General features: G+C 72.9%; 13 protein-coding genes and 1 pseudogene. 8 read left to right on the top strand and 6 right to left on the bottom strand.

The window, feature by feature from the left end; translation table 11 throughout:
- Positions 1–207 precede the first annotated feature (207 nt).
- On the top strand, positions 208–1,698 hold the full coding sequence (locus KME75_RS00605) for an AMP-binding protein (protein WP_219412487.1): 1,491 nt from the start codon (positions 208–210) through the stop codon (positions 1,696–1,698).
- A 58-nt stretch (positions 1,699–1,756) separates the two neighbouring features.
- Here the strand turns inward: KME75_RS00605 and KME75_RS00600 are convergent, their stop codons facing one another.
- Positions 1,757–2,218 (bottom strand): TerD family protein, encoded by a 462-nt coding sequence (locus KME75_RS00600; RefSeq protein ID WP_219412486.1) that lies wholly within the window; start codon positions 2,216–2,218, stop codon positions 1,757–1,759.
- 161 nt (positions 2,219–2,379) lie between these two features.
- Here KME75_RS00600 and KME75_RS00595 point away from each other — a divergent pair, with 161 nt between their 5' ends.
- Entirely contained in the window at positions 2,380–3,642 is a 1,263-nt protein-coding gene (locus KME75_RS00595; RefSeq protein WP_219412485.1) for a M20 family metallo-hydrolase, read from the top strand.
- Positions 3,643–3,799: 157 nt separating this feature from the next.
- Complete coding sequence (locus KME75_RS00590; RefSeq protein WP_219412484.1) at positions 3,800–4,360, top strand: isochorismatase family protein; 561 nt, start codon at positions 3,800–3,802, stop codon at positions 4,358–4,360.
- A 69-nt stretch (positions 4,361–4,429) separates the two neighbouring features.
- Here KME75_RS00590 and KME75_RS00585 read toward each other — a convergent pair whose 3' ends face one another.
- From KME75_RS00585 to KME75_RS00575, 3 genes are read right to left on the bottom strand one after another with little or no spacing between them, the layout of a single operon-like run.
- Entirely contained in the window at positions 4,430–5,317 is an 888-nt protein-coding gene (locus KME75_RS00585) for a sugar phosphate isomerase/epimerase family protein (protein ID WP_219412483.1), read from the bottom strand.
- A 43-nt stretch (positions 5,318–5,360) separates the two neighbouring features.
- Complete coding sequence (locus KME75_RS00580; protein ID WP_219412482.1) at positions 5,361–6,359, bottom strand: sugar phosphate isomerase/epimerase family protein; 999 nt, start codon at positions 6,357–6,359, stop codon at positions 5,361–5,363.
- A gap of 30 nt (positions 6,360–6,389) precedes the next feature.
- A complete protein-coding gene (locus tag KME75_RS00575; RefSeq protein ID WP_219412481.1) occupies positions 6,390–7,601 on the bottom strand; it encodes a Gfo/Idh/MocA family protein in 1,212 nt (403 codons plus the stop codon).
- 222 nt (positions 7,602–7,823) lie between these two features.
- Between KME75_RS00575 and KME75_RS00570 the strand changes: the two genes are divergently transcribed.
- The gene (locus KME75_RS00570; protein WP_219412480.1) at positions 7,824–8,834 is read left to right on the top strand and encodes a LacI family DNA-binding transcriptional regulator; all 1,011 of its coding nucleotides are present in this window, start codon (positions 7,824–7,826) and stop codon (positions 8,832–8,834) included.
- An 11-nt stretch (positions 8,835–8,845) separates the two neighbouring features.
- On the opposite strand, the gene KME75_RS00565 is transcribed toward KME75_RS00570, so the two are convergent.
- A complete protein-coding gene (locus KME75_RS00565) occupies positions 8,846–9,310 on the bottom strand; it encodes an Lrp/AsnC family transcriptional regulator (protein WP_219412479.1) in 465 nt (154 codons plus the stop codon).
- Positions 9,311–9,625: 315 nt separating this feature from the next.
- On the opposite strand from KME75_RS00565, the gene pdhA reads away from it, so the two are divergent.
- From pdhA to KME75_RS00550, 3 genes and pseudogenes are all read left to right on the top strand, one after another.
- Entirely contained in the window at positions 9,626–10,696 is a 1,071-nt protein-coding gene (pdhA, locus tag KME75_RS00560; RefSeq protein ID WP_246631193.1) for a pyruvate dehydrogenase (acetyl-transferring) E1 component subunit alpha, read from the top strand.
- Positions 10,697–10,737: 41 nt separating this feature from the next.
- A complete protein-coding gene (locus KME75_RS00555) occupies positions 10,738–11,703 on the top strand; it encodes an alpha-ketoacid dehydrogenase subunit beta (RefSeq protein WP_219412519.1) in 966 nt (321 codons plus the stop codon).
- Positions 11,700–13,012, top strand: a pseudogene (locus KME75_RS00550) (dihydrolipoamide acetyltransferase family protein). Before KME75_RS00555 ends, KME75_RS00550 begins: the two are co-directional and overlap by 4 nt.
- Before the next feature lie 18 nt (positions 13,013–13,030).
- Here the strand turns inward: KME75_RS00550 and KME75_RS00545 are convergent.
- The gene (locus tag KME75_RS00545) at positions 13,031–13,768 is read right to left on the bottom strand and encodes a GntR family transcriptional regulator (protein ID WP_308282471.1); all 738 of its coding nucleotides are present in this window, start codon (positions 13,766–13,768) and stop codon (positions 13,031–13,033) included.
- A 167-nt stretch (positions 13,769–13,935) separates the two neighbouring features.
- On the opposite strand from KME75_RS00545, the gene KME75_RS00540 reads away from it, so the two are divergent.
- Complete coding sequence (locus KME75_RS00540) at positions 13,936–16,224, top strand: (Fe-S)-binding protein (protein WP_219412477.1); 2,289 nt, start codon at positions 13,936–13,938, stop codon at positions 16,222–16,224.
- Positions 16,225–16,226: the final 2 nt, after the last annotated feature.

The following is a 16,226-nucleotide window of genomic DNA, read 5'->3' as shown; positions in this document are numbered from 1 at the left end:
ACGCCCGCGACATGGACCCGCGGACGCGACGCGCGGCGCGCCGACCCGGGGCGGCCCGGGGACACGACGGCGGCTGACGCGCCCGGCCTGCCGTTGTCGGTGCTCTGCGCCACGTGGTAGCACATCTGTTGCAGCGGGGGCCCCCGACGTGCGGACCGAGGAAGGGAGGTTCGCGGTGGCGCGAGCACCCGTGGGACAGGTGGCGCGATGACGGGCTCGAGCTCCCCGGCCGGCTCCACGGCGCTGTCGGTCCGGCTGCGCGAGCTGGCCGCTCGCGACCCGGGGCGGCCCGCGGTGACCGACGAGCACGAGACCGTCGGCCGTGCCGACCTGGACCGGCGCACGAACCAGCTCGCCCGCCGCTTCGCCGCCCGCGGCGTCACGGCGGGCTCGCTGGTCTCGATCGCGCTGCCGAACCGGGTGCGCCACATCGAGGCGTCCGTCGCCGCATGGAAGCTGGGGGCGGTGCCGCAGCCGCTGCCGTTCCGCCTCCCGGCCACGGAGCTCGCCGCACTGCTGGATGTCGCCGACCCGGCGCTGGTCGTCGGGCCGGAACCGCCGGAGGGCCGCGCTTGGATGAGCGCCGAGGAGGACGTCCGGGACGAGCCCGACGGGCCGTTGCCCGACGTCGTCGGGCCGTCGTGGAAGGCGCCCGTGTCGGGCGGCAGCACCGGCCGGCCGAAGGTGATCGTCTCCGGCCACGAGGCGAGCGTGGAGGCGGTCCTCGCCCGCGCCCCGGCGCTGCGCATCGATCCGGACGGGGTCATGCTCGCGACCGCGCCGCTGCACCACAACGCGCCGAACATGTTCGCCCTGATGGCGCTGCTGCAGGGGCACCACGTCGTGCTGATGGGCCGGTTCGACGCCGAGCGGGCCCTGCACCTCGTCCGCGAGCACCGCGTGACCTGGCTGTACGCCGTGCCGACGATGATGGGGCGGATGCTGCGGCTGGCCGCGGACGTCCGGCGGGCGGCCGACCTGTCGTCGGTGCGCACGCTGCTGCACGTCGGCGCGCCCTGTCCGGAGCACGTCAAGCGCGGCTGGATCGACTGGGTCGGCCCGGAGACGGTCGTCGAGCTCTACGCCGGCACGGAGTCCCAGGCCAGCTGCATGATCGACGGTGCCGAGTGGCTGAGCCACCCCGGTTCGGTCGGGCGCGTCACCGGGGGCGAGATGGCGGTCCGCGGTGACGACTTCCGCGTCCTGCCCCCGGGGGAGACCGGCGAGATCTGGATGCGGCCGTCGCCGGGAATGCCACGCACCTACCGGTACCTCGGCGCGGAGGCGACGCGACGGGACGGCTGGGAGACCCTCGGCGACATGGGGCGCTTCGACGCCGACGGCTACCTGTACCTGGCCGACCGGCGGGCCGACATGATCCTCGTCGGCGGGGCGAACGTGTACCCGGCCGAGGTGGAGAACGCCCTGACCGAGCATCCGGCCGTCGACTCGTGCGCGGTGATCGGGGTGCCCGACGAGGACCTCGGCAGCACCGTGCACGCGATCGTGCAGGTGCGGGTCCCGGTGAGTGCCGAGGAGCTGCGCGAGCACCTCCGGACGCGCCTGACCCACAACAAGATCCCGCGGACCGTGGAGTTCGTCGACGAGTCGCTGCGCGACCCGGCGGGCAAGGTTCGGCGCAGCGCGCTACGAGCCGCCAGGCTTCCGGGACGGGCCGACGACCGCGCGTCCACGTGATCGCGGACATCGCGTCCCAGCGGGGGCGATCCGGATCGTCGGACCGGGACGACCGCGATCACGGGCTGTCGACGGTGACGCCGTGGCGCGTGGCGAGCTCGGCCAGCAGCATCGTGCGCTCGGTGGTGGCGGCGTCGAACGTGGAGGTGGCCGAAGTGGCGGTGTCCCCGTCGACGCTGAGGGTGACGGCGCCCAGGTCGCCGAAGGTGGCGTCGCCGTCGACGGCCGCGGCAATGATGATCTTGCTGTGGTGCTCGGAGACGAGGGCGAGATCGACGCGGACGCTCTGCTCGCTGTCCCCGTCGACGGACAGGGCGACCGTGCCGTGCTCGCTGACGGGTGCGTTGTAGAAGACGAAGTCCTCGTCGGCGATGACCCGCTCGTCCGCGTCGACGAGGAAGGCGACGACGTCGACGTCCGTGCCGCGGGACAGGACCTGCGTGTCGTCCTCGGCGTCGTGCGCGCGTTGCCGGCGGACCCCCCAGTAGTCGGCGAGCGTGCCGAGCTTGTGGTTGGGCACGTCGATGCGCGGGGGGCGGGCAGCGCGGGGATTCCGCGGAAGTCGGCGAGCGCGCCGTGTGGAAGCCTGTCCCTCGAGCGCGTCCAACGCGCGAGGGCCGCACGGCACGACGGCATCGCGGACAGCGGAACGACCGAGCGACGACGGAAGGACCGAGCAGGATGGCGACCGACCTCGACCGGCTCGAGCCGAACGCGCAACGGGTGCAGGACGACCTGACCGAGCTGTCGCAGATCCATGACCCGGCGAGCAGCGGATGGACGCGCACCGTCTTCTCCGAGCCCTACCGGGCGTCGCGGGAGTGGGTCCGGGCGAGGATGGCGGACGCCGGCCTCACCGTCCACGCCGACCACGCGGGGAACCTCATCGGGGTGCTCCCCGGGCGGAGTGCGGCCGCACCTGCGCTGATGACCGGGTCGCACACGGACACGGTCGCGTCCGGCGGCCGGTTCGACGGCATGGTGGGCGTCCTCGGCTCCCTCGAGGTGGTGCGGCAGCTCGTGGAGAACGACGTGCGGCCTGACCACGACCTCCTGGTCGTGGACTTCCTCGGGGAGGAATCGAACGACTTCGGGCTCAGCTGCCTCGGCAGCCGGGCGCTGGCCGGCGCGCTCACGCAGGAACACCTCGACCGGCGCGACCACCACGGCGTCCGGCTCGGCGACCGCTACGCGAGCTTCGGCCTGGACCCCTCGGACGTTCTCCGGGCGGCCGGGCGGTTCGGTCCCCGGGGCCTGCACCGCTACGTCGAGCTGCACATCGAGCAGGGGCCGGTGCTCGAGGAGCGCGGGGCCGGGATCGGCGTGGTCACGGCGATCGCGGGGATCCGACGCCTGCTGGCCACCTTCACCGGCCGGCCCGACCACGCCGGGACGATGCCGATGGGAGATCGCCGGGACGCCCTGGTGGCCGCGGCGGACGCCGTCCTGGCGGTGCGCCAGGAGGGGTGCGGCGCGCCGGTCCACGGGGTGGCGACCACCTCACGGCTCGACGCGGAGCCCGGCTCCCCCAACGTCGTGCCCGGGCTCGTGCGGATGCAGGCGGAGATGCGCAGCGTCGACGTCGACTGGCTCTCGGCCGCCCAGGTCCGGCTCACCGAGGAGATCGCCCGCAAGGCGGCCGAGCACGGTGTCGACGTGGACCTGACGTGGTCGCTCGACAACGACTGTCTCCCGGCGAGTCCGGATGTGCACGAGGTCGTCTCCTCCGTGGCCGACTCACTCGGGATCGCGTGGGAAGCGGTGCCCAGCGGCGCAACCCATGACGCCGTGCACATCGCGCGCCTGTGCCCGATGGGCATGATCTTCGTGCCGTCCCGCGGGGGCCGGAGCCACTGCCCTGACGAGTGGACCGACCTCGACGACATCGTGACCGGCATCCGCGTGCACGGCGCGACGTTGCTCGCGCTAGACCGGGCCCGCTGACCCTCGGCACCCCCACCACCGCTCCCCGGCCTGGCCCTCGAAGCGCACGTGGAGTTGTCGAGCGCGCACCCGGGGCGGTCGTGGGTCCGCCGCCGCTGTCGGTGCTCAGGTCTACCGTCGGTTCACACAGGGCCCATCGTGAGCAAAAGGGGATGCCGTGACCACACTCGAGAGCCGGCCGAACACCGCACTTCTCGTCGTCGACGTGCAGAACGGCGTCGTCGCGGGGGCGCACGAACGCGACGCGGTCGTCGCCAACGTCGGCCGCCTCGTCGAGAAGGCGCGGCGGGAACAAGTCCCCGTCGTCTGGGTCCAGCACTCCGACGAGGAGCTCGCGAGGGGGAGCGACGACTGGCGCATCGTCCCCGAGCTGACTCCGGGCGACGCCGAGCCGCTCGTCGAGAAGGCCTACGGCGACTCGTTCGAGGACACGACCCTCGAGACCGTGCTGTCGGGCCTGCGAGTCGGGCGGCTCGTCGTCGTCGGTGCGCAGACCGATGCGTGCATCCGCTCCACGCTCCACGGCGCGTTGGTGCGGGGGTACGACGCCACCCTCGTCAGCGACGCCCACACGACGGAGGACCAGACGGCATGGGGGGCTCCGCCACCGGATCAGGTCATCGCATACACGAACCTGTACTGGACCTACCAGACGGCGCCGGGCCGGACGGGCGGGACGGCCGGGACCGAGGACGTCGACTTCGCGGGCACGTCCTGACGCGTGCGTGACGCGGCCTGCCGCGACGATCGTGCCGGTGGCCCCCGGGGGTGCGGGGCCACCGGCACGTCATCGGGAACGTCCGATGACGCCGGTGCCGAAGTGCTTCTCGATCAGGGCGGTGGCCTTCTCGCGCTGGCGGACGCTGATCTCGGCGGCGTGCTCCTCCCAGCCGAACACGCAGGAGGAGACCACACCGTCGAACCCGACGGCGGCGAGCGCGGCGAAGACCTCGTCGAAGTCGACCTCGCCGCGGCCGATCTCGGCGTGCTGGTGCACCCGCACCGTGGAGCCGGGCGGGTTGACGATGTAGCGGAGCCCGTTCGAGGCGGTGTGGTCGAGGGTGTCGGCGAGGTGCACGTAGGTGACCTTCTCGCCGGCGGCGCTGATGATGCCGGTGGCGTCGTCGCCCTGGTGGAAGGTGTGCGGGGTGCAGTAGAGGAAGGAGATCCAGTCCCGGTTGAGCCCGCGCACCAGGTTCACCGCGGCGTGGCCGTCCTCGATGAAGTCGTCGGGGTGCGGCTCGAGCACGAGCTCGATGCCTTCGCGCTCGAACACCGGGATCAGCTCGTCCATCGAGCGCAGGAACTGGCTCTCGGCGAACTCCGCGGCCTCCGGCCGGCCGTTGAACTCCGAGTTCATCGTGTCCACCCCGAGGTCCACGGTGATCTGGATGGCCCGCTTCCACGCCCGGACCGCGGCCTGCCGCTCCTCCTCCCCGGGGCCCGACCAGCGCAGCACCGGGAGCACCGAGGCGATGCCGACCCCGGCGTCGGCAGCGCGCTTGCGCAGGCGGGCGACCGTGGCGTCGTCGACGCGCGGGTGCTGGAAGAAGGGGACGAAGTCGGCCTTGGGCGAGAGCTCCATCCAGGAGTAGCCCATGCGTGCGACGACGTCGGGCAGCTCCAGCACCGAGTGCGTCGCGTAGAACATCTGCGGGTCCAGGGCGAGTTTCACTGCTGTCCTCCGTCGGGGTCCGGGTGGGTCGAGCCGTGCGGGATCAGAGGCCGGTTGCTGCGCTGCGCAGGTTCTCGGCCGCGAGGGCGAGCCCCTCGGTCCGCGAGTACGCGGCGTCCTCGTGCTCGATGTTGACGGCCATGTCCGGGTCGATCTCGGCGAGCGCGCGCAAGAACCCGGTCCAGTAGGTGACGTCGTGCCCGACGCCGACGGCCACGAACCTCCAGGCGGGGTTCTCCGGCCAGGCGTTGCACCAGAACCCGTAGCCCGTGGGCACCTTGCCCGGGGCGTCGGCGGGCACCCGGGTGAACGAGGTGTCCAGCACGCCGCGGATGTCGGCGCCGGGGCAGAGCATCGCGTCCTTCGCGGCCGCGTGGAACACCAGCGGGCCCAGCCACCGGATGGACGCGACGACGTCCATGCCCTGCCACATCAGGTGCGACGGGTCCATCTCCGCGCCGACGTTGGTCGCGCCGGTCTCGTCGACGAGCCGCTTGAGCGTGACGGGGGAGAACACCACGTTGTGCGGGTGCATCTCGATCGCGACCCGGACCCCGTTCTCCCGGGCCAGGGCGTCGATCTCCGTCCAGAACTCGACGGCCACGCCCCACTGGTAGTCCAGGACGTCCATGTAGACGCCGTCCCAGGGGTTGACGACCCACGAGGGGTATTTGGCGTCCGGGTCGGAGCCGGGCGTGCCGGACATGGTGACCACGTGCTTCACGCCCAGCAGGCCCGCGAGCCGGATGGTGCGGCGCAGGTCGTCGGCGTGCTTCGGCCCGACTCCCGGGAGCGGGTTGAGCGGATTGCCGTTGCAGTTGAGGCCGGTCAGCTCCATCCCGCGGTCGGCGAAGGTCGCGAGGTACTTCTCGCGGGCGGTGGCCGAGGACAGCAGCAGGTCCACCGGGCAGTGCGGGGCGGGGATGAACCCACCGGTGTTGACCTCGACGGAGGTCAGGCCGTTGACCGCCAGCACGTCGAGGGCTTCGGTGAGGTCGAGGTCGTGCAGGCAGGCGGTGTAGGCGCCGAGCTTCAAGGCCATGATCAGCTGCTCTCTCGTCGATGCGGGTGCTCAGGCGGCGGGGACGGGCGGGACCTCGACGGTGGCGCCGCCGCTGCGGGAGGACTCGACGACGGACTGGATGATCTCCATCGTCCGCAGGGCGTCGGCGAAGGTGGCGCACGCGGGGATCGGGTCGGCGACGCCCGCGACCTGGTCGAGGAAGGCGCGGGCCTGGTAGGTGAACATCTCGGCGTTGCCGCCGCCGACGCCCGGTGCCTCCATCGGGTAGCCGCCCGCGAAGTAGGGCAGCTGCGGGCCGGCGATGATCTGCCGCGCACCCCGCGTGCGGGCGTCGGGCTGGCTGTCGTCGAACACGTACTCGGCGGGCCGGTGCTGGTCGAACGCCGCGCGCCCCCGCAGCCCCAGCACGTCGAAGGCGAGCCCGTTGGGCAGCCCGAATGCCGTGCGGGACACGGAGAACGTGCCCACCAGGCCGGACCGGAAGCGGGCGGTGAAGGAGGCGGTGTCCTCGTTCTCGACCTCGCCGAGCTCGTCGGAGACGGGGGCGGCGTTGTGCCCGACGACCGCGCCGAGGGGCAGGGGCCGCTTGCCGATCTGCGTCGACAGCGCCGCCCCGGAGACCGCGACGACGGGCCCGGCGACGTACTCGGCCGCATCGATCACGTGTGACCCGATGTCGCCGAGCGCGCCGGAGCCGGCGCCGCCCTTGAACCGCCAGCTCAGCGGGCCGTTCGGGTCGGTCGCGTAGTCGCACCAGTAGCGGCCGCTGAACAGGGTGAGGTCCCCCAGCTCGCCGTTCCGGACGTGGTCGCGGATCGCGGTGATGGCCGGGGAGCGGCGGAAGGTGTACCCGACGGCGGTCACGACGTCGGCGGAGCGCTCGAGCGCGACCATCGCGCGGGCGTCCTCGAGCGAGCCGGCCAGCGGCTTCTCGCACAGCACGTGCTTGCCGGCAGCGACCAGCGCCTCCGCGATCGGCCGGTGCAAGGCGTTGCCGACGACGATGCTGACGGCGTCGATCGTCGGGTCCTCGGCGACGGCCTCCCAGCTCGGGAACGCCTTCTCGTACCCGTAGCGGCGAGCGGCGTCCTCGCCGAGCTCGACGTTCGCGTCGGCGATGGCGGCCAGGCGCACGGGCGGCAGGCCGGCGCCGAAGACCGTGTTCACGTTGCGGTAGCCGGCGGCGTGGCTGCGGCCCGCCATGCCGGCCCCGATCACCGCGACCGAGATGGGCGTGCCGGAGTAGGGCGGGACGGGCATGAGAGTCGCCTTTCGATGCGAGGGCGGATACGGCGGCCTTGTCCACCCGGTCCATTTACGCGGACTGCAGGTGCCGGAACGTTCCGGCTAAGCACCTTGGTAACGAGCACAGCCGGCGCCGGAACGTTCCGGTTGATGGCGGAGACGCTAATCAGGCGTGGGTTACTATGTCAAGACATACGCGGACGGGATCGTTCCGTCGGGGCAAGGTGAGGAGCGTGCGTGGCGACGACGAAGCCCGGGCGGGTCACGATCGTGGACGTCGCGCGGGCCGCGGGCACGTCCGTCTCCTCCGCGTCGGTGGCGTTGCGCGGCGAACCCGGCGTGTCGGAGGAGACCCGGCACCGGATCATGCAGACGGCCGACCGGCTCGGCTACCGGCCCGACCAGCGGGCGCGAGTGCTGCGCGAGCAGAACTCGCGGCTGCTCGGCGTCACGTTCACCGTCTCCCAGACCTTCCACGCCGAGGTCGTCGAGCACCTGTACCGGGCCGTCGCCGACAGCGGCTACGACCTCGTGCTCAGCGCGACCACCCGCACCCGCACCGAGCTCCAGGCCGTCGAGAGCCTGCTGCAGGACCGCTGTGCCGCGCTCGTCCTCGTGAGCCCGGAGATCGGGAACCGCGATCTGGCCGCGCTCAGCCGGCGGGTCCCGGCGGTGACGGTCGGGTCGGAGCTGCACGCCGAGTCGGTGGACTCGGTGCGTGCCGACGACCGGCGGGGAATCGCGGCGGCCGTCGAGCACCTGGTCGCGGCCGGGCACCGCGACATCCACTACGTCGACGGCGGACGCGCGGTGCTGAGCCGCACCCGGCGCGAGGGCTACCGGGCCGCCATGTCCGCGCACGGCCTCGCCGACCGGGCCCGCGTCCTCGAGGGGCACGCCGACGAGGAGTCCGGGGTGGCCGCCGCCACGGAGGTGTTGGCCGGTCCGTCGTTGCCGACGGCCGTGCTGGCCTACAACGACAGGACCGCGTTCGGCGTGCTGCTGACCCTGCGGATGCGCGGCGTCGACGTCCCGGGGCAGATCTCCGTGGTGGGCTACGACGACACCCGGCTCGCCTCGCTGGCCAACGTCGAGCTGACCTCGGTCAGCCAGGACCCCGCCGCCCTCGCGGCCGCCGCCGTGCGGTGCGCCATCGCCAGGGCCGAGGGGCAGGAGGGATCGGCGGGGGAGTTCGTCACCCCTGCCCGGCTCGTGGTCCGGAAGACCTCCGGCCCACCCCGGATCTGAGGCGGCACGGCTCAGGGGTTCTCCGCGTCCTCGAAGATCAGGAAGGTGCGGGTGCCGAGCACACCGGGGATGGCCTGGAGCCGCTCGAGCACCACGGTGCGCAGGGCCGCGTTGTCGGCGGCGCGGACGAGCAGGATGGCGTCGAACTCGCCGCCGAGCAGCGCCATGTGCGCGACCTCGGGGATGGTCTCGAGCTCGGCCCGCAGCGCCCGCCAGGAGTTCTGGCGGACGGTCAGCGTGACGTAGGCCGACGTCGACAGGCCGGACGCCGCGGGGTCGACGACCGCGCGGAACCCGGTGATCACGCGGTCGCGGGTGAGGCGCTCGACGCGCGAGTAGGCATTGGCGCGGGAGATCGCGACGCGCTCGGCGAGCGCGCGGATCGAGAGCCGCCCGTCGGCGCGCAGTTCGGCGAGGATCCGGCGGTCGACGTCGTCCAGCGTCGCGGTCGGCTGCCCGCCCGGGCGGTCGGTCATGGCCGTGCTCCTCCTCGGGGCCGAGCCAGACGTCTCGCCGTCCGGCTGCGAGACGGCTGTGCTGGGCCGATCGTCCATCGCAATTGGTCGTCACAGCACATCTGTCTGTGAATCGGACCGAAGCGTAGATGGACGGCCAGGTTGCCCGCAGGATGGTGCCCACTGATCTGCGAGTGCAGGAGGGGCGATGAGCGAGCGTCAGCGAGCGAATCATCGGCACAGCGCCCGCGCGAAGCGCCGGCCGAGCACACGGGGGATGGCAGCCGGCGGAGCTTGCGGAGCCGGCGGGGCGGGTAGGCACAGCGAGGGCGTGCGTTGAGCATCGCGGCCGAGGAGATCGTGCGCCTGCTCGACGAGCACGGGCACACCGCGGACGAGGCGGCGCTGCCGCCCGCAGCGGACCTGCTCGTGGGGTACCGCGCGATGGTGGCGGCCCGCCGGCTCAACGAGCAGGCCGGTGCGCTGGTGCGGCAGGGCAGGCTCGCTGTGTACCCGTCCTCGCACGGCCAGGAGGCGTGCCAGGTGGCGGCGGCCGCGGCGCTCCGCGAGGGGGACTGGCTGTTCCCCACCTACCGCGACTCGGCGGCGATCGCCGCCCGCGGGGTCGATCCGGTCGAGGTGCTGATGATGCTGCGCGGCGACTGGCACTGCGGCTACGACCCCATCGCGCACCGCGTCGCACCGCAGGCCACGCCGCTGGCGACCCAGCTGCTGCACGCGGTGGGTGTCGGGCACGCCGCCCGGCTGCGCGGGGAGGACACCGTCGTGATGGCGCTGTGCGGGGACGGGGCGACCAGCGAGGGGGACTTCCACGAGGCGCTCAACTTCGCCGCGGTGTTCGCCGCGCCGGTGGTGTTCCTCGTGCAGAACAACAAGTACGCGATCTCGGTGCCGCTGGCCCGGCAGTCGGCGGCCCCGTCGCTGGCCGCGAAGGGCGTCGGGTACGGGGTGCCCGCCGTCCTGGTCGACGGCAACGACCTCGCCGCGCTGACCGTCACGCTCGACGCGGCCGTGCGGCGGGCCCGCGACGGCGGCGGCCCGACGCTGGTGGAGGCCGACACCTACCGCGTGCAGGCCCACACCAACGCCGACGACCCCTCCCGGTACCGCACCGACGAGGAGGTCGAGCCGTGGCTGCGCCGGGACCCGATCGTCCGGTTGCGGGCCCTCCTCACCCGGGCGGGAGTGCTCGACGACGCCGGGGAGGCGCAGATCCGCGCCGCGGTCGAGGAGATGGCCGCGCACGTGCGGGCCGGGCTGTCGGCCGAGGGGTCGGTCGACCCCGGTGACCTGTTCGCCCACGTCTACGCCGCTCCCACCCCTCAGCTGCTCGAGCAGGAGGCGCTGTTGCGCGCCGAGCTGACCGCCGAGGAGGCCGACTGGTGAGCGCCGTGGACACCGCCGTGCCCGCCGGCGAGAAGACGACGATGGCGCAGGCGATCAACGCCGCGCTGCGGGACGCGATGCGCGCCGACGCGTCGGTCGTCGTGTTCGGGGAGGACGTCGGCCAGCTCGGCGGCGTGTTCCGGGTGACCGAGGGGCTGACGGCCGAGTTCGGCGAGGCGCGCTGCTTCGACACCCCGCTGGCCGAGTCGGGCATCGTCGGGATGGCGGTCGGGATGGCGATGAACGGGATGCGCCCGGTCGTCGAGATGCAGTTCGACGCGTTCGCCTACCCCGCCTTCGAACAGATCACCAGCCACGTCGCGAAGATGGCCAACCGCACCCGGGGCCGGGTCCGGTTGCCGATGGTCATCCGCGTCCTCTACGCCGGCGGCATCGGCGGGGTCGAGCACCACTGCGACTCCTCGGAGGCCTACTACGCGCACACCCCCGGCCTGACCGTGCTCGCCCCGGCCACGAACGCCGACGCGTACGGCCTGCTGCGGGCGGCGATCGAGCACCCGGACCCGGTCGTGTTCCTCGAGCCGAAGAAGCACTACTTCACGAAGGAGGAGGTCGACAGCGCGGTCGCGGTGCCGCCGATCGGGCGCGCCGTGGTGCGCCGCGAGGGCCGGGACGCCACCTTGATCGCCTACGGCCCGTCGGTCGCGGTCGCCGTGGCCGCCGCCGAGCAGGCCGCCGCCGAGGGGCGTGACCTGGGCGTCGTCGACCTGCGTTCGATCGTGCCGTTCGACGACGAGACCGTCGCCGCGCAGGTGCGCGCGACCGGGCGGGCCGTGGTCGTCGCGGAGGCGCCGGGGTTCGCCTCGGTGGCCTCGGAGATCGTCGCGCGGGTCACCGAGCGCTGCTTCCACCACCTCGAGGCGCCGGTCCGGCGTGTCACGGGGTTCGACATCCCCTACCCGCCGCTCAAGCTGGAGCGCTACCACCTGCCCGGGGTCGACCGCGTGCTCGACACCGTCGACGAGCTCCAGTGGGAGGACGCATGAGTCGCCAGGTCTTCACGCTGCCCGACCTGGGGGAGGGACTCACCGAGGCCGAGCTGGTGACGTGGCTGGTCGCCGTCGGCGACACGATCGCCGTCGACGCCCCGGTCGCCGAGGTCGAGACCGCGAAGGCCACCGTGGAGGTGCCGTCCCCGTACGGCGGCGTCGTGGCGGTGCGCCACGGCGAGCCGGGGGAGACGATCGCCGTCGGTGCGCCGCTGCTGTCCGTCGACCCGGAGGGCGCCGCCCGGGTCCCGGCGACCGAGCCCGCGGCGGCCACCTACGTCGAGGAGGAGCGCGCGGGTTCGGGCAACGTGCTCATCGGCTACGGCACTCCCGGCGAGTCCACGGGCGGCGGGCGGCGTCGCCGGCGCGGTCCGGTCGCTCCGGCGGGCCCGCCCACCCGGCCGGCCGAGCGCCCGCGGGTGAAGTCGCCCCTGGTGCGCAAGCTCGCCCGCGAACGGGGTCTGGACCTCACCGCGCTCGACGGGACCGGCCCCGGCGGGTTGATCACGCGTGCCGACGTCGAGCGCGCCACCACGGAGCGCACACCTGCCGCGCCCGTGGCCCCGGTCAGCGCAGAGCCCCGTGCCACCCCGGAGGTCGACGCTCGCACCGGCCTGCCGGTCCGGACCCGGGTGCCGCTGCGCGGGCTGCGCCGCGCGGTCACCACCACCCTCACCCGCAGCCGCCAGGAGATCCCCGAGGCCACCACGTGGGTGGACGTCGACGCCACCGCCCTGCTGGAGGTGCGGGCGGCGATGGCGGGCGAGGGCCGCCCGCCCGGCCTGCTCGCCCTGATCGCCCGTTTCGTCGTGGCGGGGCTGGCCCGCTTCCCGGAGCTCAACGCGCGCGTCGACCTGGAGCGGGAGGAGATCCAGCACCTCGACGGGGTCCACCTGGGCATCGCCGCGCAGACCGACCGCGGCCTCGTCGTCCCGGTCGTGCGGGACGCCCACCGGCGCAGCATCCGTGACCTCGACGGCGAGATCCGCGACTGGCCGAGGCGGCCCGCAGCGGCGAGGCGTCGGCGGCCGAGCTGACCGGCGGCTCGTTCACCCTGAACAACTATGGCGTCCTCGGCGTCGACGGCAGCGCTGCGATCATCAACCACCCCGAGGTCGCGATCCTCGGCCTCGGCCGCGTGCACCCCCGGCCCTGGGTCGTGGACGGCCAGGTCGTCCCCCGGCAGATCACTCAGCTGTCGCTGGTCTTCGACCACCGGGTCTGCGACGGCGGCAGCGCGGGCGGGTTCCTCCGGTTCGTCGCCGACGCCGTCGAGAACCCGCTCCCGGCCCTCGCGGACCTCTAGGACGATGGTGCGACCGCGTCAGGCGCCGCGCCGCAGGTTGATCCGGTAGGAGTAGTGCTCGGGCAGGAAGTGGCTGATGGCCAGTTCCACGCCGTTGCCCTCGGTGTCCAGGTAGAGCCGGTCGATGCGGAGCAGCGGATGGCCCGGGGCGCATCCGAGGTCGGCGGCGTGCGTCGCGTTCGCGAGCTCGACGCTGATGCTCTGCTGGGCTTCGGCGATCTCGATGCCCAGCCGGGCGTCGAGCAGCCCGATCACCGTCACCGTGCTGGTGGCGCCGGCGGTGCTCAGCGTGTCGACCGTGGCGAGCTCCCGTCCGATCGCGGGCGGCAGGCAGATCGCCGTGACGCAGAACGGGGTGCCGTCGTGGGAGCGGGTGAGCCGCAGCGCGAACACCGCATCCGATGTCAGGTGGAGCCGGCCCGCGCCGAGCACGTCGATCCGCCGGGCCAGCGGTTCGACGACGCGCATCTCGGTGTCCTCGGACAGCCCCATGAGGTCGTCGACGGTGCCGACGTGCCGGATGTAGCCGTCGGGCCCGGGCCGGGCGAAGGTGCCGCGCCCGGGTACCCGTGCGACGAGGCCCTCCGCGACGAGGTCCTGGAAGGCACGGCGGATCGTCTGCCGGCTCACCCGGTGCGTCGCGGCCAGGTCCGCCTCGGTCGGCAGTGCCCGGCCGTCGGCGTAGACGCCCTGTCGGATGGCGGCCCGCAGCTCGCGGGCGACGAGCTGGTAGCTGGTTTCACCTCGTCCGGGCACGAGAGCCACCACCGTTCGGTCGTCCACGTCCGGTGACAGCCGGACGACGGACAGGTTATGTGACACACCGCGCACGTCAAATCGCATTATTTGGCCATACAAATCGCCAGTAGTGTCGTACGTTCCGGAGGAAGTACTCGCGCTCCTCCTGAGAGGTCGACCCCACGATGCACTGGCTCCAGATCGTCCTGGGTGTCCTGACGGCGGTGATCACGGTCGTGGCCGTGGTGATGGTCGCTCGGACCGTGCGGCACCTGGTGGGCGTGATCCGGCTCGGGCAGCCCGACGGCTCGCGGACCGGCCCGATCGGGCCGCGGTTGCGCACGATGCTGGTGGAGACGCTCGGGCACACCCGCATGCTCAAGTGGAGCCACGTCGGGGTCTTCCACTGGCTGGTGATGGTCGGTTTCGGCGGGCTGTTCCTGGCCCTCGTCGAGGCCTACGGCGAGGTGTGGAACCCGCGGTTCCACCTGCCGCTGATCGGCGAGTGGGGCCCCTACAACCTGCTGGTGGAGGTCCTGGCCGTCGGCACGATCGTCGGCATCCTGCCGCTGATCGCCTACCGGCTCGCCGGGAGCCCACGCCGGCGGGGCCGCGCCTCGCGGTTCTACGGCTCGCACAACGGCCGCGCCGCCTTCGTCGAGGCCGTCGTGCTCGTCGAGGGCCTGGGCATCCTCCTGGTGCGCGCGGCGAAGCACGCGATCGGCGCGTTCGACGTGCCCACGTGGTCCGCCCCGGTCTCGATCGCCCTCGGCTCCGTCCTGCCCGCGAGCCCGGCGCTCGTGAGCGTCTTCGCCACGGTGAAGGTGCTCTCGGCGTCGATCTGGCTGATCGTGCTGGCGCGCACCCCGACGATGGGGGTGGCCTGGCACCGGTTCACGGCGTTCTTCAACATCTACTTCAAGCGTGAGGACTCCGGTCGCAAGGCGCTCGGCGCGGTCAAGCCGATGACGAGCGGCGGCGCCGTCCTCGACCTGGAGGAGGCCGACCCGGACACCGACACGTTCGGCGCCGGCCGGATCGAGGACTTCTCCTGGAAGGCGATGCTCGACTTCACCACCTGCACCGAGTGTGGGCGGTGCCAGTCGCAGTGCCCGGCCTGGAACACCGAGAAGCCGCTGTCGCCCAAGCTCCTGGTCAACGCGCTGCGCGAACACGCCGAGGCGAAGTCGCCCTACCTGCTGGCCGGCGGCCGGATGGACCTGACCGGCGAGGAGATCGGCCTGACCGGCGACGAGGGGCGGGCCCGGCTGGACCTGCTGAGCGAGGCCGCCCGCGCCGAGGCCGGCCGCCCCCTGGTCGGCGGCGCCGAGGTGCTCGGCGTGATCGACCCGGACGTGCTGTGGTCGTGCACCACGTGCGGCGCATGCGTGGAGCAGTGCCCGGTGGACATCGAGCACGTCGACCACATCGTCGACATTCGCCGCCATCAGGTCCTCATCGAGTCCGAGTTCCCCTCGGAGCTCGGAGTGCTGTTCAAGAACCTGGAGAACAAGGGCAACCCCTGGGGGCAGAACGCGAAGCAGCGCCTGGACTGGACCGAGAAGCTCGGCTTCGAGGTGCAGGTGTTCGACGGTGAGCTCGCCCCGGAGGTCGAGTACCTGTTCTGGATCGGCTGCGCGGGCGCGTTCGACGACGGCGCCAAGAAGACCGTGCAGGCCACCGCGGAGCTGCTGCACCGCGCCGGGGTGAACTACGTCGTGCTCGGCCCGGAGGAGACCTGCACCGGCGACCCGGCGCGGCGCTCGGGCAACGAGTTCCTGTTCCAGATGCTCGCGAGGGCCAATGTCGAGGTCCTCGACGCCGTGTTCGAGGGCCGCGAGCCGGGCACCCGCAAGATCGTCACCACCTGCCCGCACTGCCTCAACACCCTCGGGCGGGAGTACCCGCAGCTCGACGGGCACTACGAGGTCGTGCACCACACGCAGCTGCTCAACAAGCTCGTGCGGGAGGGCAGGCTGGTGCCGGTCTCCGCGCCGGACGCGATGACGGACGTGACCTACCACGACCCGTGCTACCTGGGCCGGCACAACGAGGTCTACGAGGAGCCGCGCGCGCTCGTCGGGGCGGCGGGCGCCAGACTCACCGAGATGCCCCGCCACGGCGACCGCTCCATGTGCTGCGGGGCCGGGGGCGCCCGCATGTGGATGGAGGAGCGGGTCGGCAGGCGGATCAACGTGACACGCACGGAGGAGGCGTTGGAGACGCTCGCCGGGACCACCCCCGGTGCGGGCGGGACCATCGCCGTCGGCTGTCCCTTCTGCCGGACGATGCTCGGCGACGGCCTCACGCAGAAGCAGAGCGAGGGCCAGGGCGAGGACGTCCGGGTCCAGGACGTCGCGCAGATGCTCCTCGCCGCCGTCAAGCGCGGCGACGCGCACCCGTCGACGACCGCCGGCCGGGAAGGGCACGGCGACGCGCGAGATCGACACCATGCGGCTTCGTCCCGCGCGTGACC

The organism is Pseudonocardia nigra, assembly GCF_019396355.1.
In the GTDB taxonomy this organism is placed as follows: Bacteria; Actinomycetota; Actinomycetes; order Mycobacteriales; family Pseudonocardiaceae; genus Pseudonocardia; species Pseudonocardia nigra.
Note: the sequence above shows the minus strand (reverse complement) of the source record. Positions and strands in the feature narration are given on the sequence as shown.

What these genes read in the sequence shown, in the direction of transcription:
- KME75_RS00540 (WP_219412477.1), top strand. Translation starts at nt 13,936, where the DNA reads ATGCACTGGCTCCAGATCGTCCTGGGTGTCCTGACGGCGGTGATCACG.
- KME75_RS00575 (WP_219412481.1), bottom strand. Translation starts at nt 7,601, where the DNA reads ATGCCCGTCCCGCCCTACTCCGGCACGCCCATCTCGGTCGCGGTGATC.
- KME75_RS00565 (WP_219412479.1), bottom strand. Translation starts at nt 9,310, where the DNA reads ATGACCGACCGCCCGGGCGGGCAGCCGACCGCGACGCTGGACGACGTC.
- KME75_RS00580 (WP_219412482.1), bottom strand. Translation starts at nt 6,359, where the DNA reads ATGGCCTTGAAGCTCGGCGCCTACACCGCCTGCCTGCACGACCTCGAC.
- KME75_RS00595 (WP_219412485.1), top strand. Translation starts at nt 2,380, where the DNA reads ATGGCGACCGACCTCGACCGGCTCGAGCCGAACGCGCAACGGGTGCAG.
- KME75_RS00605 (WP_219412487.1), top strand. Translation starts at nt 208, where the DNA reads ATGACGGGCTCGAGCTCCCCGGCCGGCTCCACGGCGCTGTCGGTCCGG.
- KME75_RS00555 (WP_219412519.1), top strand. Translation starts at nt 10,738, where the DNA reads ATGGCGCAGGCGATCAACGCCGCGCTGCGGGACGCGATGCGCGCCGAC.